The sequence below is a fragment of the Lentisalinibacter salinarum genome (assembly GCF_040706555.1).
In the GTDB taxonomy this organism is placed as follows: Bacteria; Pseudomonadota; Gammaproteobacteria; order Steroidobacterales; family Woeseiaceae; genus Lentisalinibacter; species Lentisalinibacter salinarum.
Genome location: NZ_JAPDRH010000002.1, coordinates 1266734 through 1286358, shown reverse-complemented (window position 1 = coordinate 1286358; position 19625 = coordinate 1266734). Strand labels below are relative to the sequence as shown.

The following is a 19625-nucleotide window of genomic DNA, read 5'->3' as shown; positions in this document are numbered from 1 at the left end:
GCGCGCAGGGTCAGGACTGACCGGTCTTGGAACCGGACTGGCTCTCCGTCGTGCGGGTTTCGTTGGGAGTCCCGAAGTCCGCGTCCTTCTCCTCGCTGTTCGGGAGATTCTTCTGGTCGGGTTCCTTGTCGGACTCGTCCATCGCATTGCGGAAACCGCGGACGGCCTCGCCCACGTCGGAACCCATGTTGCGCAGCTTCTTCGTGCCGAAGATCGCAATGACGATCACCAGCACGATGAGGAGCTGCCAGATACTGATGTTCCCTAACATTACCTAGTCACCCCACAGGCGGTCCTGTGTACGGATTGTGAATGTGCGGCGGCCAGGGGGCCACCTCCGAATGGTGGATGATACGTCAATTCGGCAACGGGAAACGTGCGCAGGTTCCCCGATACCGGAGGCCGCGGCTCAGGTCTCCAGCCAGAACGTGACCGGGCCCCAGTTGACCAGCGATACGCGCATGTCGGCGCCGAATTCCCCGGTGGCGACGGCGCCGTGAATGGCCCGCGCCCGCGCCGCCAGCTCGTCGAACAGGCGCCGGCCCTCCGCCGACGGCGCCGCCCCCGTGAAGCTGGCCCGGGTGCCCTTGCGCGTATTCGCGGCCAGTGTGAACTGCGGCACCAGCAGCAGCGCCCCGCCGGTGTCCGCCAGGGACCGGTTCATGCGGCCCTCGGCATCCGGGAATACCCGGTAACCGAGCAGGCGCTCGGCCAGGCGGGCGGCGTCGCGCTCGTCGTCGTCCCGGCGCACCCCCACCAGCACCGCGAGCCCCGCGCCGATGCTGGCCACCTCCCGCCCGTCCACGTGGACGGCGGCTTCGGTGACCCTCTGCAACAGACCGATCATGTGCGGCTTCTTCCCGGCGTTCCCCAGATACTGGGGATGCTGCCTGCCCGGGCTGCTGGCAGTCTACCCCGGTCGCTGCCACCCTGCCGCACACGCGCCACCGGCTTGCCACGGGGAAGGAGGACCGCCGCGGCTGCCTGCCCACAGGGAGGTGGACGGGCCCGCGGCCCTCCTTTCCCGCCCGCCCATCCCACATAATATAGATTTCAATGCCCCAAATATAATTATATTCCCACTAATGGTTACATATCGTTGTAGTGGGTAAAGTAATTCCTTTTCTACTCAATTCCGGTAATAAGTGGTAAAACTCGCTTATACCTGCCCGATGTTGGCGGTCGACCCCGCCCGGACTACACTCCCCGGAACATCAGCGGGGTATCGGCATGAAGAGACGGGATTTCGTTACCGGCATCGGCGCCGGCGCACTCACAGCCAGTCTGGCAGGCTGCGCGGGCGAACAGTCGGCCGCGCCGGGCGCGGAGTGCGCGGACGGCCCCACCCGGAACTGGAAGATGGTGACGACCTGGCCACCCAACTTCCCCGGTCTCGGTCGAGGCGCCGCCAACGTGGCGCAGCGCATCGAGGAAGTCTCGGGCGGGCGCATCAAGGTGCACGTCTACGCCGCGGGGGAACTGGTGCCGCCCTTCGAGGTCTTCGACGCCGTCTCCCAGGGCACGGCGGAGCTGGGCCACGGTGCCGCCTATTACTGGAAGGGCAAGGTCGAGGCAGGCCAGTTCTTCACCTCCATCCCGTTCGGGCTGAACTCCCACGAGATGAACGGCTGGCTGTTCTACGGCGGCGGCATGGATCTGTGGCGCGAGACCTACGCCCGCTTCAACCTCGTGCCCCACGCGGCGGGCAACACGGGCGTACAGATGGGCGGCTGGTTCAACAAACCCATCGAGACGGTCGCCGACCTCGAGGGGCTGAAGATGCGCATCCCCGGCCTCGGCGGCGAAGTGCTGCGCCGGGCCGGCGGCACGCCGGTCAGTCTGCCCGGCGGCGAGATATTCACCGCGCTGCAGACCGGCAACATCGATGCCACTGAATGGGTCGGCCCCTACAATGACGTCGCCTTCGGCCTGAACAAGGCCGCCCGTTACTATTACTACCCCGGCTGGCACGAGCCAGGCCCGACGCTCGAGTGCATCGTCAACAAGGACGCGTGGGACAGCCTGCCGCCCGACCTGCAGGCCGTCATCGCGGTGGTCAGCCAGTCCGTGAACAACGACATGCGCGCCGAGTTCGCCTACCGGGACGCCGAGGCGCTGCAGACCATACTGAAAGACCCGGAGATCGAGCTGAAGCGTTTCCCCCAGCCGGTGCTCGAGCGCCTGAAGGAAATCACCCGCGAGCTCCTCGACGAGATGAGCGCCCGCGACCCGCTGATTGCCAGAATCCGCGAGTCCCAGGAGGCCTTCCTCGAGCGCTCCGCCGTGTTCCAGAGCATCACGGAGCGCGCGTACCTGGAGGCCCGCGACGGCCCCGTAGACCTGTAGGAGGGCCTTCAGGCCCGATCCCGCTCTTCTGACCGGGGCATCCTTCTATCGGGGTTGGCCCGCCATCGACTGGGGCGGACTACGGGGGACGCTCAGTCGGACGTCCTGTCCTCCTTCGCTTCGGCCGGGCCTCCTTCCCGCCGTCATGGCTCCAGTCGGCCCGGACGACCCCCGCAGCCCGGACGCAACCAAAGGTGAACCGGCTGGTAGGTGGGATCGGGCCTGAAGGCCCTCCTACGTGGTTTATCAGCCGTAGATGCGGTCGGGGAGCCAGGTGACAAGTTCCGGCCACAGCGCCAGCACGCCCAGCGTGGCGAGCTGGATGATCACGAACGGGATCACGCCACGGTAGATCTGGCCCGTAAGTACCTCTTCCGGCGCCACGCCGCGCAGATAGAACAGCGCGAAGCCGAAGGGCGGCGTTAGGAAAGAGGTCTGCAGGTTGATCGCGATCATCACGCCGAGCCACACGGGGTCCAGTCCCATGGCCAGCAGGACGGGTCCGACGATGGGCACCACGACGAAGGTGATCTCGATGAAGTCCAGCACGAAGCCCAGCAGGAACATCACCAGCATCACGACGAGGACGGCGCCGAAGACGCCGCCGGGCAGGCCGCCGAGGATCTCCGCCACGGCATCGTCGCCGCCGTAGCCGCGGAACACCACCGAGAACACCGAAGCACCGATCAGGATCAGGAAAACCATGCTGCTCACCCGCACGGTGCCTTCCATGATCTCCCGCAGCCGTGGCAGGTCCAGCTGGCGGCGGCCGAGCGCGAGCAGCATGGCGCCCATCGCGCCTACCGCGGCGGCCTCGGTGGGCGTGGCGATGCCTGCCAGGATGGAACCGAGCACCGCGAGGATCAGCCCGAGCGGCGGCAGCAGTGCCCGGAATATCCGGGCTCCCAGGTGTTCGCCGTCGCCGGTCACCTCTTCGGGCGCAGGCATGGACTCCGGCCGCAGCAGCGCGGCGGCCGCCACGTAGGCCACGTACAGCGCCACCAGCAGCAGCCCGGGCACGAGCGCGCCCGCGAACAGGTCGCCCACCGATACGGTCTCCGGCGAGAAGATGCCCTGTGCCAGCTGTGCTTCCTGATACGCGGACGACAGCACGTCACCAAGCAGCACCAGGATGATGGACGGAGGGATGATCTGACCGAGCGTGCCGGAGGCGCAGATGGTGCCGCAGGCCACCGACGGCGCGTAGCCCCGCTTCAGCATGGTGGGCAGGGACAGCAGCCCCATGGTCACCACCGTCGCCCCCACGATGCCCGTGCTGGCCGCCAGCAGCATGCCCACCAGGGTGACCGAGATGCCGAGCCCGCCGCGGACCCGTCCGAACAGCGCCGACAGCGTGTCGAGCAGTTCCTCGGCGATGCGGGCGCGCTCCAGCGTGATGCCCATGAACACGAACAGCGGCACCGCCACCAGGGTTTCGTTGCCCATGATGCCGTAGAGCCGGTTCGGGATGCTGGACAGGAAGGCCGCGTCGAAGACGCCGGCCGCGGCGCCGATGCCGGCGAAGACGAGGGCGGTGCCGCCCAGGGTGAACGCCACCGGGAACCCGGCCAGCAGCACCAGGATCACGACGAGGAACAGCAGCGCCGGCATCCACTCCATGGCTCAGCCTCGAATGTCTTCGCTGTCGCCGTCCACGGCCGGGACCCGGTAGCCGCGGGACAGGGTGAGCGCGGAGCGCAGCAACAGCGCGACCGCCTGCAGGGCCACGGCCGCCGGCATCACCAGCAGGCAGCTCTTCAGCAGCGGTGTCCAGGGATACGGCAGTCCGCCGGCCTCACGGGACGACTCGCCGATGCGCCACGAGGTCTCGACGTAGTCCCACGACTGCCAGAGGAAGAACACCATCAGGGGCAGCAGGAGCACGAGCACGCCGGCGATGTCCACCACCGCCTTGCCCCGCTCGGACAGGCCCCGGTAGAAGACGTCCACGCGCACGTGCTGGTCCTGCTCGAGCGTATAGGCTGCACCCAGCATGAACACGGCCGCGTGCATCCACGTGATGCTCTCCTGCAGCCAGATGAAGCCGGCGTCGAAGACGTAGCGCAGCACCACGACGAGAAACGTCACCAGCACCATAACCAGTGTGAGCCAGGAGACCGCGCGGCCGCTCGCCGTGCTCACCCGGTCGACCCTGCGGGCGATGGCGGCAATTTTCGCCGCCCGGTCACTCATCCGCGCCGCCCGCCTTCTCGATGCGTCGCAGGAAGACCTGCATCTCCTTCGCCGCCTGCTGGTCGCCCCGCTCCTCGGCCACGGCGATGCCGCGCCGGTAGGCGGCCGCCGCCGCGCCGGCGTCGCCGGTATCGGTGAGCGCCCGGCCCAGCAGTTTCCAGGCGGCGGAATAGCCGGGGTCGAGTTCCACCGCCCGCTCCAGGTGGCGCACGGCTTCCGCCGGTTCGGCGGCGGCCAGCCATTCGTTGCCCAGCGAATAGCGCAGCAGGGCGTCCTCCCGCCCGCCGTCGAGCAGCTTCTGCAATGCCTGCAGCCGATCGCCCGCCATCAGCGCCTCCAGAATATCGGCGTCACCAGCACGAGCAGGGTGAATATCTCCAGCCGCCCCATCACCATCGCGAGGATCGCCACCCACTTGCCCAGCGTGGGTACGGACATGAAGCCGCTGGCGACGTCCCCCAGCCCGGGACCCAGATTATTCAGCACCGCCGCCACCGCCGAGAAGGCCGTCACCTGGTCCAGGCCCGTGGAGAGCATCAACATCATCATGACGGCGAAGACCACCACGTACACCGAGAAAAAGCCCCACACCGCCTCGATCACCCGCGCCTGCACCGCTCTCGGCCCCAGTTTCACCGGGATCTCTGCACTGGGATGCACCAGCCGCGCGATCTCGCGCACCCCCTGCTTGTAGATGAGCAGCCAGCGGATCACCTTCATGCCGCCGGCCGTGGAGCCCGCGCAGCCGCCGATGAAGCTCGCGAAGATCAGCAGCACGGGCAGGGCGCCGGGCCAGGCCGAATAGTTGGCGGTAGTGAACCCCGTGGTGGTTGCGATGGACACGGCCTGGAACAGCCCGTGCTCCGCGGCCTGCAGCGGGCTTTCGTAGGTGCCCCGCAGCGCCAGCACCACGACGATAGTCGCCACCAGCATCATCAGGATGAACGAATAGGCCCGGAATTCGGGGTCCTTGAAGTAGTGGACGATGCTGCTGTAGCGCCAGGCGAAGAAATGCAGCGAGAAGTTGATGCCGGCCAGGAACATGAACACCACCGCGATGAGGTTGATCGTGGTGGACTGGAAATGGCCGATGCTGAGATCGTGGGTGGAGAAGCCGCCGATCGCCACCGTGCTGAAGCTGTGGCACAGCGCGTCGAACACGCTCATGCCGGCTGCCCAGTAGGAAGCCGCGCAGATGATGGTGAAGCCGAGGTACAGATACCACAGCGCCTTCGCGGTCTCGGTGATGCGCGGCGTGAGCTTGGTGTCCTTGATCGGGCCCGGCGTCTCGGCCCGGTAGAGCTGCATGCCGCCGACGCCGAGCATGGGCAGGATGGCCACCGCCAGCACGATGATGCCCATGCCCCCCAGCCACTGCAGCTGCTGGCGGTACCACAGGATCGAGCGCGGCAGGGCGTCGAGCCCGGTCAGCACGGTCGCGCCGGTGGTCGTCAGCCCGGACATGGATTCGAACACGGCGTCCGTGAACGACATCGTGGGCACGTCGGAGAAATACAGCGGTGCGGCGCCGAACGTGCCAAGCACCAGCCAGAAAGAGGCCACCACCAGGAAGCCGTCCCGCAGCCTGAGGTCGGCCCGGGCGTCGCGGACCGGCAGCCAGAGGAAGAAGCCCGCCGCCAGGTTGAGGAGGAAGCCCTCGACGAACGCCAGCCAGCCACCGTCGCCGTAGATCAGCGAGACGACCACCGGCGGCAGCATCGTGACGCTGAACATCATCAGCAGCAGGCCGAGGATGCGCTGGACGACGACCCGGTTCATCGCTCCGCCGATCCCCGCCGCTGGCTGTGACTCGCAGAGACGGCCATACCGGTCAGACGAAGGAGACGCCGACCTGGAATAGTTCCTCCACTTCCTCGATGCGGCGCCGGTCCGTCATGAAGAGGATCACGTGGTCGTCGGCCTGCACTTCGGTGTCGTGATGGGCGAAGATCACCTGGTCGTCCCGAACCAGCGCCGCGATGGTCGTGCCGCGCGGTATCGGGATGTCCTCGATCTTGCGGCCCACCACCTTCGAGTTCTCCGGCGAGCCGTGTGCGACGGCCTCGATGGCCTCGGCGGCGCCGCGGCGCATCGAATGCACCTTCACCACGTCGCCGCGGCGTACGTGTGCCAGCAGCGAGCCGATGGTGACCTGCTGGGGCGAGATGGCGATGTCGATGGTGCCGGCCTCCACCAGTTCGGCGTAGGAGGGCCGGTTGATGAGCGCCATCACCTTGTGCGCGCCCAGCCGCTTGGCCAGCATCGCCGACAGGATGTTCGCCTCCTCCGCATTGGTGAGCGCGCAGAAGACGTCGGTGGAGTCGATGTTCTCCTCGAGCAGCAGCTCCTCGTCGGCAGCGTCGCCCACCAGCACGATGGCCTTGGCCAGCTGCTCGGAGATGCGCCGCGCCCGCTCCGGGTTGCGTTCGATGATCTTCACCTGGTTGGTCTGCTCCAGCGCCATGGCGAGACGGAAGCCGATGTTGCCGCCGCCGGCGATGACCACCCGGCGGATGGGGTCGTCCAGCTTGCGCATCTCGCTCATGAAAACGCGGATGTCCTTGCGCGCCGCCAGGAAGAAGACCTCGTCGCCCTCGCGGATCACCGTGTCGCCGTCCGGCATGACGCTGTGGCCGTCCCGGTAGATGGCCGCGATGCGGGCCTCCGTGTTCGGGATGTGCTCCTTCATGTTCTTCAGCTGCTGGCCCACCAGCAGCCCGTCCCGGTCGGCCCTGGCGCCCACCAGTCGCACCCGGCCGTCGGCGAACTCCAGCACCTGCAGCGCGCCCGGATACAGGATGAGCTGCTCCACGTATTCGCAGACGAGCTGCTCCGGGCTGATCAGCACGTCCACCGGCAGGGACTCCTGGCTGAACAGCTTCTTCGCGTTCATGTATTCCGCCGCACGGATGCGGGCGATCTTGGTGGGCGTGTGATAGAGGGTGTAGGCGATCTGACAGGCGATCATGTTGGTCTCATCGCTGTCAGTGAGCGCTATGAGGATGTCGGCGTCGCTCGCGCCGGCCCGGGTGAGCACGTCCGGATAGGCGGCATGGCCCACGACGGTGCGGATGTCGAGGCGGTCCTGCAGCTCGCGCAGCACTTCCGGGCTGCGGTCCACGACCGTGACCTCGTTGGCTTCCTCCCGGGAGAGGTGATAGGCGGCCGAGGATCCGACCTGCCCTGCGCCGAGTATGAGTATCTTCATGTTCTTGCCGGCTGTCGGCCCCCCGGACCTGTGGCCAGTTTACATCAGTTCCAGGTTGGCATAGGTGAGCACCAGCCACTTGGTGCCGGCGCCCTCGAAGTTCACCTGCACCCGGGCGTGGGCGCCCTGACCCTCGCAGTTCAGCACCACGCCTTCGCCGAATTTGCCGTGGCGCACCCGCTGGCCGAGCCGGATGCCGTCCTCGCCGCCGGCAGGCTCGCGGCCGGACCGGGACGGGCGCCTGGCCGGGGAGACCACGGGCCGGCTGATCTGGGCACGGGGCCGTATCTCTTCGACGAGCTCGGTCGGGATCTCGGCGATGAAGCGCGACGGCAGCGAAAAACTGTCGGTGCCGTGCAGGCGCCGCTGCTCGGCATGGGTGATGTAGAGCTGGCGCATCGCCCGGGTGGTGCCGACGTAGCACAGGCGCCGCTCCTCCTCGAGCCCGCCCGGGTCGTTGATGGAGCGCTGGTGGGGGAACAGCCCGTCCTCCATGCCGCAGAGGAAGACCAGCGGGAATTCCAGGCCCTTGGCCGAGTGCAGGGTCATCAGCTGGACGCAGTCCTCCCAGGCGTCCGCCTGGCCCTCGCCCGCCTCCAGCGCCGCGTGGGCGAGAAAGGCGTCAAGCGGCGGCATGTCGGTGTCGCTCGCCTCCGGGTCGAAGCCCCGGGCGGCGCTCACCAGTTCCTCCAGGTTCTCCACCCGGGTGATGGCGCGCTCGCTCTTCTCCTTGCGGAAGTGCTCCACGAGGCCGCTGGCGCCGATGACGTGGTCCACCTGCTCGTGCAGGTCCAGGCCCTTCGTGTCCCGGTCCAGCACCTCGATGAGGTTCAGGAAGGCGCGGATGGCGTTGGCAGCGCGCGCGTTCACGCCGTCGTCGCTGGCGAGCGCGCCCGCCGCGCGCCACAGCGAGCAGGCGTTGGCGCGGGCGTAGGAGCGCATGGCCTCCACGCTGCGCGCCCCGATGCCCCGCGTGGGCGTGTTCACCACCCGCTCGAAGGAGGCGTCGTCGTCCCGGTTGGCGATGAGCCGCAGGTAGGCGAGCGCGTCCTTGATCTCGGCGCGCTCGAAGAAGCGCAGGCCGCCGTACACCCGGTAGGGGATTCGCGCGTTCACGAGCCCCTCTTCGAGCACCCGGGACTGGGCGTTGGAGCGGTACAGGATGGCGGCGTCGGCGCGGGCGTTGCCCTGGGCCACCCAGTCGCGGATGCGGTTCACGACGAAGTCGCTCTCGTCGCGCTCGTTGAAGGCCGAGTAGATGCGGATGGGCTCGCCTTCGCTGCCATCGGTCCACAGGTTCTTGCCCATGCGGCCGTCGTTGTTGGCGATGATGGCGTTGGCGGCCTCGAGGATGGTGCCGGTCGAGCGGTAGTTCTGTTCGAGTTTCACCACCCTCGCGCCGGGGAAGTCCTTCTGGAAGCGCTGGATATGCTCCACACGGGCGCCGCGCCAGCGGTAGATGGACTGGTCGTCGTCGCCCACCACGAAGGGGATGCCGCTGGTGCCGGCCAGCATCCTCAGCCAGGCGTACTGGATGGCGTTCGTGTCCTGAAATTCGTCCACCAGCAGGTGGCGGAAGCGGCGCTGGTAATGGGCCAGCAGCTCCGGGTCGTTGCGCCAGAGTTCATGGGCACGCAGCAGCAGCTCGGCGAAATCCACCAGGCCGGCCCGGTCGCACTGCTCCTGGTAGGCCCCGTAGAGCTCGATCATCCGCCGGCGGTTCGGGTCGCCGCCGTCGTCCAGGTGGTCGGGCCTCAGGCCCTCGTCCTTCTGGTTGTTGATGAACCACTGCACCTCTTTCGGCACCCAGCGCGACTCGTCCAGCTCCATGCCGCGCAGCATGCGCTTGATCAGCCGCTGCTGGTCGTCGGAATCGATGATCTGGAACGACTGGGGCAGGCCGGCCTCGCGCCAGTGGCGGCGCAGCAGGCGGTGGGCGAGGCCATGGAAGGTGCCGATCCACAGATGCTGCGCGGGCATGTCCAGCAGACTCTCGATGCGGCTGCGCATCTCGTTCGCTGCCTTGTTGGTGAAGGTCACCGCGAGCAGGCTCTGGGGCGCGACGCCGCCCACCCGGATCAGCCAGGCGGCGCGGTGCACCAGCACCCGCGTCTTGCCGCTGCCGGCGCCGGCGATAACCAGCACGGGTTCGTCGGGTGCGGTAACCGCTTCCCGCTGAGCGTCGTTCAGCGGATCGATGATAGAGGTGACGTCCATGGAGTCGCGCGAGTTGAAGTGTGAACGGGGGCGCCCGGCTGGCGGCTGCCGGGATCGCGATTATACCGGAGGAAGTGCGGCGGCGGGCCGCCGCCGCGCCTTCATTCAGAGCAGGATCTGGCTCAGGATGCAAAGCACGGCGGCCCAGCCAACGGCGAAGGACAGTGTGCGCACCCAGGGTACGGCGAAAGTATACGAGAGGGTGTGCACGACCCGGGCCCAGAAGAACACCACCGCGGATGCCGCCGTCGCGTCATTGGCGATACCCGCGGCATCGGCCACCAGGATCACCGCCGCGAAAAGGACGAGATTCTCCACTGCGTTATAGTGCGCGGCTTTCAATCGCTCAGCCCAGGCCGCCATCGGCGCCGGGTTATCGGGATAGCCCACCGCCTCCTTCAGTCCTCGTACCGAGATCATGTTGAGGATGTAGGGTATCCAGATAACCGCATTCCAGGCTGCTGCCAACGCCAGGTATTTCAGCTCGGTAGTCATGATTTGCCTCCCCATCGTCGGATCGACGGAGCGAGTTTAACCCGGGCGCGGATGAACCGCAGAAACCGCCGCGGTAGTATCGGCCGCCCGGTGTCCTGCAGCCGGAGGAGCAGGCGAGCGGGCAACGCAGAGTGAGAGCGAGGTTGCGCTATGGCCGTGCGCTGGCGGATCGCCATCATGCTGGCGGTCATCACGACCATCAATTACGTCGATCGGCTGAGTTTCGGCATGGTCACGCCCGTGGTCCGGGACGAGTTCGGGATCAGCGATCAGCACTACGGCTGGCTGACCTCGGCCTTCCTCGGCGCCTATGCGCTGGGCCAGCTGCTGACCGGACCGGTGATCGACCGGCTGGGCACCCGGCTGTCGTTCACGCTCGCGGCCGGCCTGTGGAGCCTCTCCACCATGCTGCACGCGCTCGGGCGCGGCGTGGCGAGCTTCCTGGTGCTGCGGATCACGCTCGGCCTGACCGAGGCCGCGAACTTCCCGGCCGCTCTGAAGGCGGTGGCCCAGTGGTTCCCCGCCAGCGAACGCTCCACGGCCGTCGGCATCTTCATGCTGGGCGCCGGCGCAGGCTCCATTATCACGCCGCCGCTGGCGGCCGGACTGATCGAGAATTTCGGCTGGGAGTGGGCGTTCCTGGTGCCCGGCGGCATCGGCCTGGTCTGGGCCTGGTTCTGGCACCGCTGGTTCCGCCTGCCGGAGGAACACCCCCGCATCACCCCCGCCGAGCGAAATCTCATCCTCGCCGAGCGGGCCCCCCAGCAGGCCGGAGAGGGCTGGGCGGAGCTGCTGAAGCACCGGGAGTTCTGGGGTCTCATGATCTCCCGCTTCGTGAGCGATGGGCCGTTCTATTTCTTCGTCTTCTGGCTGCCGCTGTACCTGGCGGACGAGCGCGGCTTCAACCTGCGCGAGATCGGTCTGTTCGCCTGGATACCTTTCGTGGCGGCGGATCTCGGCGCCTGGTTCGGCGGCTGGCTGTCGAGCCGCATCATCAAGAACGGGCGCAGCATCGACTTCTCGCGCAAGTTCGTGATCTGGCTGGGGGCGCTTCTGATGCTGGGGGCCATGCCGGCCGCCACCGCAGGATCGCCGTACGTGGCCATCGCGCTGATATCGCTGGGCATGTTCTCCATCCAGGTGAAGAGCTCGGTGTTCTTCACCCTGCCCTCGGATCTGTTCTCCGCCGGGCGGGTGGCCTCGGTATGGGGTGCATACGGCGCGATCGGCAGCCTCGGCGCGGCGCTGTTCGCGCCGATGGCCGGCTGGCTCATCGAGAACCACTCCTACCGGCCGTTGTTCGTGGTGGTCTCGCTCCTGCCCATACTTTCGGCCGCACTGCTGATGATATTCGTGCCGCGGATCCGCCAGCTCTCGGCCGCCTGACCCGGCCTCACTCCGGCGGCTTGTCCTTTTCGGCGTCCCTGCCGCCGCGTTCCGCGTCCACGGCCTCGGTGAGCGCGGCCACCCGCCGCTCCGCGACGGCTGCCGTCAGGCCGGTCGTCACCGCCGTCATCCTGGCCACGGTACTAGATGCCCAGTTTCGCCAGCGTGTCCGCTATCTCCCGCAGCACGCGGTAGGTGCGCGGGTGCTCGGCCTGGAAGTTGGTGGCCGTCTCGCGCACCTGGTCGCTGAGCGCGTCCGCTCCCTCCGGCTCCGTGGCGGCCTCCCCGCCCTGATCGAGCAGCCGGTGGATGTCCTCGTCCACCTGGGTCAGCAGCCTGCGCATGTCCTCGTCCAGCTGCTCCGAGCCTTCGAGCTCCCGGTGCAGCGTGTGGAGGTGATCCTTCAATCGATCCTTTTCGGTCACTGGCGTATCCGTCTGTCTGCGTGGTGTCCCGATTATGCCATGCGGACGATCCGCGCTACGGCGGCGGCGCTCATGCGAGCAGTTTCGGTGTCGCGAAGGGCATTATCAGGTTAAGCACGGCGTGGGCGATGACGCAGGCCTCGAAGCCGGCGTATCGGAACAGCCAGCCGAGCGCGAGCCCGGCGGGGAAGATCTGCGCGAATTTCACCCACTCCGGATCCACCCGGCCGATGTGCCCTAGGGACCACAGCGCGGACGACAGGACGATGGCGGCCCAGTAGCCGGCCGCGCCGCGACCCAACAGCGCGCCGAAGTAATTCTGGATGCCGAGTCGGAAGGTCAGCTCCTCGCCCAGGGACGTGACCACCAGGGCGGTCAGGAACCAGGCGAGGGCGGTTCCCTGTGGCATCTGCCAGGGAGCGATCGCGCCGCCGCCGGCCGGGCCGGGTGCCGTGACGAGGAACAGGGCTGCGCTCCACGCCGCGATGACGAGCCCGCCGGCGATGCCCGCAGCCACGACGGCCGGGGCGCTGCGCCTCTCGCCGTCCGTCCGCGGACGCACCAGCGGCAGCGGCTTCAGACCGAGCCTGTCGGCGGCGGACAGTCCCACCACGGCCTCGGTCACGGCGCGGGCGATAAGTATTGCGGTGGCGATCAGGTAGAACCACGCCGGCACCACCTGCCGCAAATCGGCTTCGAGCAGGTAGACGGCCAGGTCCGCGGCCACGAGCAGCGCGGCCGCCGCGAGACCGTAGCGCAGCCAGGGAGATGCGAAGAGGCGGCGTTGCACCGCCTCCACGAACATCGCGATCAGGATCGCGATCAGTATGAGGTTGGCGACGACGGCCAGAGCATCCATGTGCCGGCTGTCCCCGCGCCCGGATCAGTAGTGGGGCGGCGGTTCGTCTCCCCGGGGCTCGTCCGACGGGCCCGACTCGAGCTCGCCGATGCGCTCGAGAGCCAGCGCCAGCCGGGACTCCAGCCTCTCTATCATGCGCAGCTGCGCGGCCACCTCGCCGCTCAAGGTCTCGTTCGCGTCCTCCAGATAGGCCACCTTCGCCTCGACATTATCGATCCGGTCGTCCGACATCAGTGCACGTGGCCGTGTTCCACTTCTTCCTCGGTGGCCTCGCGGACTTCCTGGACCTTCACGTCGAAGTGCAGCACCTGCCCGGCCAGGGGGTGATTGGCGTCGATGGAAACGCCGTCGTCATGCACTTCGCGCACGGTGATGATCTGGGTCTGCCCGTTGGGCCCCTCGGCCTGGAACTGCATGCCGGGCTTCACTTCCTCGACGCCCTGGAAAGCGCTCAGCGGGGCCTTCTGGATCAGGTCCGGGTTCACCGGGCCGTAGGCCTCTTCCGGCTGCACCGTGACCTGCACCTCGTCGCCCTCGGCCTTGCCGGCCAGCGCCTTCTCCAGGCCCGGGATGATGTTCTGCGCACCGTGCAGGTATTTCAGCGGCTCGCGGCCCGCGGAGCTGTCGAGCTCGTTCTTGTCGTCGTCGGTCAGCGTGTAGTCGATGGCGACGACACAGTTTTCAGCAATCTTCACAGGGTTCTCCATGGTTCTCATCAGCGGGGCGGTCGCGGCCACACCGCTTCGTGGATTGTCGCGCCCGGAGGCGCCGGCGCGATGCCGGTCCCCGGGGTCACTGCCGGTAGGGTAACGTTTTCGGCGCCGTTATGCAGGGCGGGCGGGGCTCTCGCGTCAGGCCAGCGCCCGGTAGAGGAGGTCGAGGCACAGCACCGTGCCGAAGACGTAAGTGCCCAGCGCGCCGAGGAATCGCAGCGGGTGCGGGTGGCGCAGCGACGGCGCGAGCAACATGCCCGCGACGATCATGTAGCGGCTGGCCGTCGCCCCGATCATGATCCACTGCAGCCAGGCCGCGCTGGTGGCGGTGCCGGCCACCCAGATGAGCAGCGCCAGCATGGGCGCGTACTCGATGGTGTTGCCGTGAGCGCGGACCAGCTTGTGCAGCGGGTCGGCGGGGTCGTCGGGGTAGCCGACGCCGGTCTTGCCGCGCTGCCGGGCCAGCGACACCGCCAGGCCGAGCAGGAAGACGAGCAGCCCCAGCAGGGCGATGCAGACGGCCATAACGGTCATGGCAATCCTCTCCCGGACTCAGTCGGCGTAGGAATAGGGGCCGCCGCGCTCCAGAGCCCGGCGGTAGGCCGGCCGCGCGTGCACGCGCTCGACGAGGGCGCGGATGCGGGGACAGGCGTCGCCGACGCCGCCCCGGGCCACGGCGGCCTCCAGGGGGAAGCTCATCTGCACGTCCGCACCGGTGAGCTCCTCGCCGGCGAACCAGGTGCTGCGCCCCAGTTCATCCTCGATGAAGCCCAGATTCTGCTCGAGGCGGGGCTCGATGAACGACTTCCTGACGCCGGCGCCGATCAGGCCGCCGACGGGGCGCAGCAGCAGCGGCATGGGCGGCTGCGACAGGCGCTCGAATACCAGGCCCATCACGAACAGCGGCATCAGCGTGCCTTCGGCATAGTGCAGCCAGTAGGTATAGCGCAGTCGCTCGTCGGTGTCCGCCGGCGGGATCAGCCGGCCGCCGCCGTGGCGGGCTATCAGGTATTCGATGATGGCGCCGGACTCCGCCACGACGCGACCGTCTTCCTCGATCACCGGCGATTTGCCCAGGGGGTGCACTTCCTTCAGGGACTCGGGGCCGAGCATGGTCTCGGGATCGCGCTCGTAGCGGCGGATTTCGTAGTCGGCGCCCAGTTCCTCGAGCAGCCACAGCACGCGCTGCGAGCGCGAGTCTTCCAGGTGATGGACGGTGATCATGTTCTCTCCTCGTTGCGACACGCTGGCGACGGCGCGGCGGCACGCCGGCGCACAGGGTACCGCAACGGGAGACGTCAGTGCGCTCTCACCCGCTCCCGGAACTCACGGGTGGTGTTCACGTGCGGGAACGGCATGTCCGGCACCTCGACGCCGAGCGCCTCGCACAGCGGTTCCCAGCCGGCGCCCGTGGGCCAGTCGATGAGGCGTTCCGGCGCTACCGCGGCGCGCACCGCGGCGTTGTGCCGCTCGTAGGCTTCGAGGCAGGCGTTGTCGTCCTCGAGCAGGTCGGTGAAGCGCTCGCGCATGATCGCGTGGATCATGTCTCCCCACGGCGTGTCCTCGTCCTCCTCCATCGCCTGGAAAATGGTCGCCCGGGCGCTCAGGAGCCAGTCCTCGGCGCGGCGATGGGAGAGGAGCACGAAGGCATCCGGGAACGCCTCGACGAGTTCCGGCCAGAACGCGGCCGCCGGCCAGTCCTCCGTGCTGGCGTAGTCGCCGAGGAAACGCCGCCAGTCGGGCATGCGCCCCTCCGCGGCCGCCTTCCAAACGGTCTCGTGCTCCCGGTGCGCGAGGACCTCGTCCATGTCGTAGCAGCGTCCGCCGAGCAGGTGCTCGAGCGCGCGTTTCAGCGAATGGGTGCCCGTCCTGCCGACCCCCGCGCCGATGACGCGGATACCTGTTGCCGACTCGTTCACTGGTCCCTCCTTCCAATGCCGGCCCGAGCGGACGGAAAACCCGGCCGGGCGCCGGCACTCTCTGGTGGCTGCCTCGATACGAGCCAGTTTCGCTCCGCGGGCGCGGCGTGTAACTATGGGATTTACGCAAGACGCCGGGAGGCAAGCGCCGATGGCCGCAAACCTGGCCGCAGACGCCGTACTCTTGCTGCACGCGGCATTCATCGTGTTCGTCGTGGCCGGCGGCCTCATCGCACTGCGCTGGCCGCTGGCGGCCGCCGTGCACCTGCCCTGCGCCGTCTGGGGCGCGGCCATCGAGTTCACCGGCGGCATCTGTCCGCTGACGCCGCTGGAGCAGCGCCTGCGGGCGGCCGCGGGCGAGGCGGGCTACAGCGGTGGATTCATCGAGCACTACGTGGTGCCGCTGATCTATCCCGCCGGTCTGACGCCGACGGTGCAGCTGGTGCTCGGCAGCGCGGTGATCCTCGTCAACCTGGCAGTCTACGGCTTCGTGCTGCGGCGCCGGCGGGCCGGCAGGCGGGGGTCCTAGAAGCTGCGCTTCCCTTCCACGCTGATCTGCACCGTATCGAGGGAGTCGTCGCCGTCCAGCGGGAAGGCGACGTCGATGTGGATCACCTTCTCGGTGCCGCCCCGGGTGGGCGCCAGGCGCAGGCCGAAGCCCGCGTCCTTCAGCAGCCCGAGGCTGCGGCCGCCCACCGGGTTGTCGCCCCAGGTGCGGCCGATGTCGGCGAAGACCGCGCCGCCTACCCGGAAGAAGCGCCACGGGTACCAGTCGGTGAAGTAGCGCTGCTCGACGGTGAAGACCGCGCTCGCGTCGCCGGTCTGGTAGCGAATCGGGTAGCCGCGCAGGCCGGTGTCGCCGCCCAGCTGCAGCGGGTTGTCCAGGTCCAGGTTCTCGCTCACCGCACCGTGCAGGGTCATGAAGAACAGGCGTTTCTCCGACTGCTTGTGGTAGTAGCGGATGGAGCCCCGCACCAGCCCGTTCTCGATGTTGCCGGATTCGAGCCGGGCCGATGCCCGGGCATCCAGCAGCAGCATGCGATCGGCGGGCGTGCCGTAGCCGCGGCTGGCGGCTCCGGAGACGATCCAGGCGTCCCGGTCCGCGCCGAACGACTCGTCGCTCCAGCCGATGCTCGCGGACAGCCGCGTGCCGAGGAAGAAGTCCTCGGTGCGGCCGATCTGGTCGTGGTTCATGGTCTCCGTATAGCGGTCCTCGATGATCTCGACGCCGATATAGGGATAGACGAGCTTGCGGTCTTCCGGCACCGGTCCGGCCCGGACGAGATCATCCGGCGGGCCGAAGGCGTTGTCGTCATGGACCACGCCTGCGCGCCAGCGGCGCGTCCAGCCGTCGTTGAGTCCCGACGACCAGCCGTACCAGGCGTGCAGCAGGTCCTCTTCGTGGCGGTAGTCGACGACCTCGTCGCCGAGCTCGTACAGTGATTCCTCGCGGTCGTCGGTGAAACCCGTGAAGCCGCCGGCCCAGCGGGTGTCCAGGGCGTAGAACGGCCGCCAGACGCTGAGGGCCTTGGTGGAGCCGTCGGTGTTGTCCGAGTAGCTCAGGTCCACCGAGATCCAGTTCCGCCCAAGCTGGCGGTCGGAATAGGTGACGCGGCGGGAATCCCGGTCGACGTCGTTCTCGAATTCCAGCGCAATGGTCGCGCCGGTGCCGAGGAAATTCTGGTCCTCGACCCCTACCAGCGAGCGGTTCTCGCCGCCGGAGCGCGACAGCGACAGCGAGGGCTCCAGCGTCCATACGTCGCGGGTACGCACCAGCACGTCCACCTTGCCGTCCTCGTAGGCCACCGGCACCACCAGCGCATCGAACAGGAAGCCGTTGCTGCGCAGGATCCGCTCGGATTCCGCGAGCAGGCGGGGGTCGTAAGGGTCGCCGCTCGAGAACAGCAGCTGGCTGGTGATGACCGAGGGCCGCGTCAGCGGGTGCAGGCGATTGGCCAGCCGGTAGAGCGCCCGGTCCTCCCCCGGCTGGCTGGTGTCGAAGATCTGCTGGCGGTCGACGCGGACCTCGCCGACCACCGCGCCCATCGCCACCAGCTCCTCATCGCTCGGCAGGCTCTCCGGCCGTTCATAGCTGAAGGCGGGCTCGGGCGCGGCCGGGTCATCCGCGGCCGCCGGACCCGCCGGCAGAAGGGCAAGCAGGGCTATCGCGGCGCAGCGCCGCACGTTCAGCGGTTGCGGCCGTAACTCTCGTGACTGGACACCCATTCGTCTGCCACGATGGCGCCGCCCAGCGAGAGCTCCCCGCAGAGCACCGTCGCGGCCACGATCTCCGCCAGTTTCAGCACCTTGCCCTTGCCGTAACATCCGAGTACCTCCAGGCACTCCCGCTGGGTCGGCAGCCCCGTGCCGCCGCCGTGAGTGGCGACGATAAGGGACGGCAGCGTGATGGAGAAATAATAATCCCCTTCCGGCGTCAGTTCCGCGTGGATGATGCCGGCACTCGACTCCGCGACGTTGGCCACATCCTGGCCCGTGGCGATGAACATGGCCGTGATGGCGTTCGCGGAATGGGCGCCGTTGTTGTTCGCCCCGGACAGCATCGCACCGAGATTCGCCACCTGTCGACCCCGCAGCACCAGGCTGGCCGGCGCGTGGGTCACCGAGCTCAGCACATCGCCCGGGATGATCGCCTCTGCGGTCACCCGCTTGCCCCGGGTGTGCAGCACGTTGACCTGGGAGCTCTTCTTGTCGGTGGCGAAGTTCGACTCCAGGTAGTAGTGGTCGATCCCCGGATAGTTGGCCTTGATCCAGTCGCAGGCCGCGCGGGTTGCCCGCGTCACCATGTTCTGGCCGGCCGCGTCACCGGTGGTGTAGTCGAAACGCAGATAGCGGAACCGGCTGGCCGAGTACTGCTCGATGTTACGCAGCTTCGCGACGCTGCTCGTCGACTCCGCCTGCTCGCGGATCGCCTCGATGTTCTCCTCGATCCAGATGCCGAACTCGCGGGCATCCCTGGCGCTCTTGAAGATGAAGGCGGGCGCCCGCTGCATGCAGTCGTCGTGCACCGTCGTGCGAACGCCGCCCGCGGCCCGCAGCAGCTTCATGCCCCGGTTGTAGCTCGCCACCAGGGTACCTTCAGTGGTGGCCAGGGGGATGTAGAACTCGCCCTCGGCGTGCTCACCGTGCACCAGCAGCGGGCCTGCCAGCCCGACGGGCACCTGGGCCACGCCGATGAAGTTCTCGATGTTGCCGGGCAGTACCGACGGCTCGAATGAGAACTGGCCGACGTGCCTCAGCCTGACGCCGGTGCGCTCGCCGACGAAGCCTCGCCGCTTCTCGGCCATCTCGGGGGTGTAGTCGTCGTCGCGCGACCTCGGCACTGATTCCGTCATTGGGGAGCCACTCCACTTTCTCTGGACATAAAAGATCGGGCAGCCTGCAAGGCCGCTCGCGTCCATGGTAACCGGCCGGGATGCGGCGAACAGTCGCAGTTTCCGCAATAGGGGGGCTCAGCGCCGGGATTGCTCTGTGCTTTCGGCGCAGCCGATGCACAGCGCCGTGGCCGGATCGAGTTCGAGGCGCTTCGGATTGATGGCTTCGCCGCAGCGCACGCAGCGGCCGTATTCGTCGTCGTCGAGGCGCTGCAGAGCGGCGCGGATGCGCAGGATATTCTCGCTGCGCCGCCGGCTGGTCGCCCGGGACATGGCCTGCGCCTGCAGGGCGTCCATCCGCGACAGCCGCCCCACGCGGGCCTGGTCCAGTTCCACCGTCCGCCCGGCGTCCTCGCCCGCGTGCCCGGCCGCGACGATCTCTTCCAGCAGGGCCGTGAGTTTCTTCCGGACCTGGGCGTTTTGCTGCGAGAAGGTCATAACCGCAGTCGAGTCTACATAACCGCGCGAGTCC

At 68.0% G+C, this 19625-nt stretch carries 22 protein-coding genes; 3 read left to right on the top strand and 19 right to left on the bottom strand.

Features of this window, described 5'->3' with window-relative positions:
- Window positions 1-10 precede the first annotated feature (10 nt).
- Both tatA and dtd read right to left on the bottom strand, forming a co-directional pair.
- A complete protein-coding gene (tatA, locus tag ACJMKZ_RS09020; protein WP_405232856.1) occupies window positions 11-271 on the bottom strand; it encodes a Sec-independent protein translocase subunit TatA in 261 nt (86 codons plus the stop codon).
- A gap of 138 nt (window positions 272-409) precedes the next feature.
- Window positions 410-847, bottom strand: coding sequence for a D-aminoacyl-tRNA deacylase (gene dtd, locus ACJMKZ_RS09015; protein WP_405232855.1), 438 nt, complete (start codon window positions 845-847; stop codon window positions 410-412).
- A gap of 383 nt (window positions 848-1230) precedes the next feature.
- On the opposite strand from dtd, the gene ACJMKZ_RS09010 reads away from it, so the two are divergent.
- Window positions 1231-2346: a TRAP transporter substrate-binding protein gene (locus ACJMKZ_RS09010; RefSeq protein WP_405232854.1), complete on the top strand. Its 1116-nt coding sequence runs from the start codon at window positions 1231-1233 to the stop codon at window positions 2344-2346.
- A gap of 246 nt (window positions 2347-2592) precedes the next feature.
- On the opposite strand, the gene ACJMKZ_RS09005 is transcribed toward ACJMKZ_RS09010, so the two are convergent.
- The 7 genes from ACJMKZ_RS09005 to ACJMKZ_RS08975 all read right to left on the bottom strand — a co-directional run bounded on the left by ACJMKZ_RS09005 (window position 2593) and on the right by ACJMKZ_RS08975 (window position 10459).
- Window positions 2593-3966, bottom strand: a complete 1374-nt coding sequence (locus tag ACJMKZ_RS09005; RefSeq protein ID WP_405232853.1) for a TRAP transporter large permease — start codon at window positions 3964-3966, stop codon at window positions 2593-2595.
- A gap of 3 nt (window positions 3967-3969) precedes the next feature.
- The gene (locus tag ACJMKZ_RS09000; protein ID WP_405232852.1) at window positions 3970-4539 is read right to left on the bottom strand and encodes a TRAP transporter small permease subunit; all 570 of its coding nucleotides are present in this window, start codon (window positions 4537-4539) and stop codon (window positions 3970-3972) included.
- Window positions 4532-4867 carry a tetratricopeptide repeat protein gene (locus ACJMKZ_RS08995; protein WP_405232851.1) on the bottom strand — a complete coding sequence of 112 codons (336 nt, stop codon included), beginning with the start codon at window positions 4865-4867 and terminating at the stop codon, window positions 4532-4534. Before ACJMKZ_RS08995 ends, ACJMKZ_RS09000 begins: the two co-directional genes overlap by 8 nt.
- Window positions 4867-6318 (bottom strand): TrkH family potassium uptake protein, encoded by a 1452-nt coding sequence (locus tag ACJMKZ_RS08990; RefSeq protein ID WP_405232850.1) that lies wholly within the window; start codon window positions 6316-6318, stop codon window positions 4867-4869. The genes ACJMKZ_RS08995 and ACJMKZ_RS08990 overlap by 1 nt, the downstream gene beginning before the upstream one ends.
- A 52-nt stretch (window positions 6319-6370) precedes the next feature.
- Window positions 6371-7747, bottom strand: a complete 1377-nt coding sequence (gene trkA / locus ACJMKZ_RS08985) for a Trk system potassium transporter TrkA (protein WP_405232849.1) — start codon at window positions 7745-7747, stop codon at window positions 6371-6373.
- A gap of 39 nt (window positions 7748-7786) precedes the next feature.
- Window positions 7787-9964, bottom strand: a complete 2178-nt coding sequence (uvrD, locus tag ACJMKZ_RS08980; protein WP_405232848.1) for a DNA helicase II — start codon at window positions 9962-9964, stop codon at window positions 7787-7789.
- A gap of 105 nt (window positions 9965-10069) precedes the next feature.
- Complete coding sequence (locus ACJMKZ_RS08975; RefSeq protein ID WP_405232847.1) at window positions 10070-10459, bottom strand: MAPEG family protein; 390 nt, start codon at window positions 10457-10459, stop codon at window positions 10070-10072.
- 150 nt (window positions 10460-10609) lie between these two features.
- Here ACJMKZ_RS08975 and ACJMKZ_RS08970 point away from each other — a divergent pair, with 150 nt between their 5' ends.
- On the top strand, window positions 10610-11845 hold the full coding sequence (locus tag ACJMKZ_RS08970) for an MFS transporter (RefSeq protein WP_405232846.1): 1236 nt from the start codon (window positions 10610-10612) through the stop codon (window positions 11843-11845).
- Between the two features lie 143 nt (window positions 11846-11988).
- On the opposite strand, the gene ACJMKZ_RS08965 is transcribed toward ACJMKZ_RS08970, so the two are convergent.
- The 7 genes from ACJMKZ_RS08965 to ACJMKZ_RS08935 form a co-directional block, all read right to left on the bottom strand.
- Entirely contained in the window at window positions 11989-12270 is a 282-nt protein-coding gene (locus ACJMKZ_RS08965; protein ID WP_405232845.1) for a DUF4404 family protein, read from the bottom strand.
- 70 nt (window positions 12271-12340) lie between these two features.
- Complete coding sequence (locus ACJMKZ_RS08960; protein ID WP_405232844.1) at window positions 12341-13129, bottom strand: CPBP family intramembrane glutamic endopeptidase; 789 nt, start codon at window positions 13127-13129, stop codon at window positions 12341-12343.
- Window positions 13130-13153: 24 nt separating this feature from the next.
- Window positions 13154-13360, bottom strand: coding sequence for a SlyX family protein (locus ACJMKZ_RS08955; protein ID WP_405232843.1), 207 nt, complete (start codon window positions 13358-13360; stop codon window positions 13154-13156).
- Entirely contained in the window at window positions 13360-13824 is a 465-nt protein-coding gene (locus tag ACJMKZ_RS08950; protein ID WP_405232842.1) for an FKBP-type peptidyl-prolyl cis-trans isomerase, read from the bottom strand. The genes ACJMKZ_RS08955 and ACJMKZ_RS08950 overlap by 1 nt, the downstream gene beginning before the upstream one ends.
- 156 nt (window positions 13825-13980) lie before the next feature.
- Window positions 13981-14376: an MAPEG family protein gene (locus ACJMKZ_RS08945; RefSeq protein ID WP_405232841.1), complete on the bottom strand. Its 396-nt coding sequence runs from the start codon at window positions 14374-14376 to the stop codon at window positions 13981-13983.
- A gap of 18 nt (window positions 14377-14394) precedes the next feature.
- Window positions 14395-15066: a glutathione S-transferase family protein gene (locus tag ACJMKZ_RS08940; protein WP_405232840.1), complete on the bottom strand. Its 672-nt coding sequence runs from the start codon at window positions 15064-15066 to the stop codon at window positions 14395-14397.
- A 74-nt stretch (window positions 15067-15140) separates the two neighbouring features.
- Window positions 15141-15761, bottom strand: a complete 621-nt coding sequence (locus ACJMKZ_RS08935) for a sulfotransferase family protein (protein ID WP_405232839.1) — start codon at window positions 15759-15761, stop codon at window positions 15141-15143.
- Between the two features lie 151 nt (window positions 15762-15912).
- Here ACJMKZ_RS08935 and ACJMKZ_RS08930 point away from each other — a divergent pair, with 151 nt between their 5' ends.
- Window positions 15913-16290 carry a DUF2784 domain-containing protein gene (locus ACJMKZ_RS08930; protein ID WP_405232838.1) on the top strand — a complete coding sequence of 126 codons (378 nt, stop codon included), beginning with the start codon at window positions 15913-15915 and terminating at the stop codon, window positions 16288-16290.
- Here the strand turns inward: ACJMKZ_RS08930 and ACJMKZ_RS08925 are convergent.
- From ACJMKZ_RS08925 to ACJMKZ_RS08915, 3 genes are all read right to left on the bottom strand, one after another.
- Window positions 16287-17945, bottom strand: coding sequence for a BamA/TamA family outer membrane protein (locus tag ACJMKZ_RS08925; RefSeq protein WP_405232837.1), 1659 nt, complete (start codon window positions 17943-17945; stop codon window positions 16287-16289). The genes ACJMKZ_RS08930 and ACJMKZ_RS08925 overlap by 4 nt on opposite strands.
- A 2-nt stretch (window positions 17946-17947) precedes the next feature.
- Window positions 17948-19114 carry a hydroxymethylglutaryl-CoA reductase gene (locus tag ACJMKZ_RS08920; protein ID WP_405232836.1) on the bottom strand — a complete coding sequence of 389 codons (1167 nt, stop codon included), beginning with the start codon at window positions 19112-19114 and terminating at the stop codon, window positions 17948-17950.
- A gap of 117 nt (window positions 19115-19231) precedes the next feature.
- A complete protein-coding gene (locus tag ACJMKZ_RS08915) occupies window positions 19232-19591 on the bottom strand; it encodes a TraR/DksA family transcriptional regulator (protein WP_405232835.1) in 360 nt (119 codons plus the stop codon).
- Window positions 19592-19625 lie beyond the last annotated feature (34 nt).

What these genes read in the sequence shown, in the direction of transcription:
- ACJMKZ_RS08960 (WP_405232844.1), bottom strand. Translation starts at nt 13,129, where the DNA reads ATGGATGCTCTGGCCGTCGTCGCCAACCTCATACTGATCGCGATCCTG.
- ACJMKZ_RS08995 (WP_405232851.1), bottom strand. Translation starts at nt 4,867, where the DNA reads ATGGCGGGCGATCGGCTGCAGGCATTGCAGAAGCTGCTCGACGGCGGG.
- ACJMKZ_RS08990 (WP_405232850.1), bottom strand. Translation starts at nt 6,318, where the DNA reads ATGAACCGGGTCGTCGTCCAGCGCATCCTCGGCCTGCTGCTGATGATG.
- tatA (WP_405232856.1), bottom strand. Translation starts at nt 271, where the DNA reads ATGTTAGGGAACATCAGTATCTGGCAGCTCCTCATCGTGCTGGTGATC.
- ACJMKZ_RS09005 (WP_405232853.1), bottom strand. Translation starts at nt 3,966, where the DNA reads ATGGAGTGGATGCCGGCGCTGCTGTTCCTCGTCGTGATCCTGGTGCTG.
- ACJMKZ_RS09010 (WP_405232854.1), top strand. Translation starts at nt 1,231, where the DNA reads ATGAAGAGACGGGATTTCGTTACCGGCATCGGCGCCGGCGCACTCACA.
- ACJMKZ_RS08955 (WP_405232843.1), bottom strand. Translation starts at nt 13,360, where the DNA reads ATGTCGGACGACCGGATCGATAATGTCGAGGCGAAGGTGGCCTATCTG.
- trkA (WP_405232849.1), bottom strand. Translation starts at nt 7,747, where the DNA reads ATGAAGATACTCATACTCGGCGCAGGGCAGGTCGGATCCTCGGCCGCC.
- dtd (WP_405232855.1), bottom strand. Translation starts at nt 847, where the DNA reads ATGATCGGTCTGTTGCAGAGGGTCACCGAAGCCGCCGTCCACGTGGAC.
- ACJMKZ_RS08940 (WP_405232840.1), bottom strand. Translation starts at nt 15,066, where the DNA reads ATGATCACCGTCCATCACCTGGAAGACTCGCGCTCGCAGCGCGTGCTG.
- ACJMKZ_RS08930 (WP_405232838.1), top strand. Translation starts at nt 15,913, where the DNA reads ATGGCCGCAAACCTGGCCGCAGACGCCGTACTCTTGCTGCACGCGGCA.
- ACJMKZ_RS08975 (WP_405232847.1), bottom strand. Translation starts at nt 10,459, where the DNA reads ATGACTACCGAGCTGAAATACCTGGCGTTGGCAGCAGCCTGGAATGCG.
- uvrD (WP_405232848.1), bottom strand. Translation starts at nt 9,964, where the DNA reads ATGGACGTCACCTCTATCATCGATCCGCTGAACGACGCTCAGCGGGAA.
- ACJMKZ_RS08945 (WP_405232841.1), bottom strand. Translation starts at nt 14,376, where the DNA reads ATGACCGTTATGGCCGTCTGCATCGCCCTGCTGGGGCTGCTCGTCTTC.
- ACJMKZ_RS08915 (WP_405232835.1), bottom strand. Translation starts at nt 19,591, where the DNA reads ATGACCTTCTCGCAGCAAAACGCCCAGGTCCGGAAGAAACTCACGGCC.
- ACJMKZ_RS08920 (WP_405232836.1), bottom strand. Translation starts at nt 19,114, where the DNA reads ATGACGGAATCAGTGCCGAGGTCGCGCGACGACGACTACACCCCCGAG.
- ACJMKZ_RS08970 (WP_405232846.1), top strand. Translation starts at nt 10,610, where the DNA reads ATGGCCGTGCGCTGGCGGATCGCCATCATGCTGGCGGTCATCACGACC.
- ACJMKZ_RS09000 (WP_405232852.1), bottom strand. Translation starts at nt 4,539, where the DNA reads ATGAGTGACCGGGCGGCGAAAATTGCCGCCATCGCCCGCAGGGTCGAC.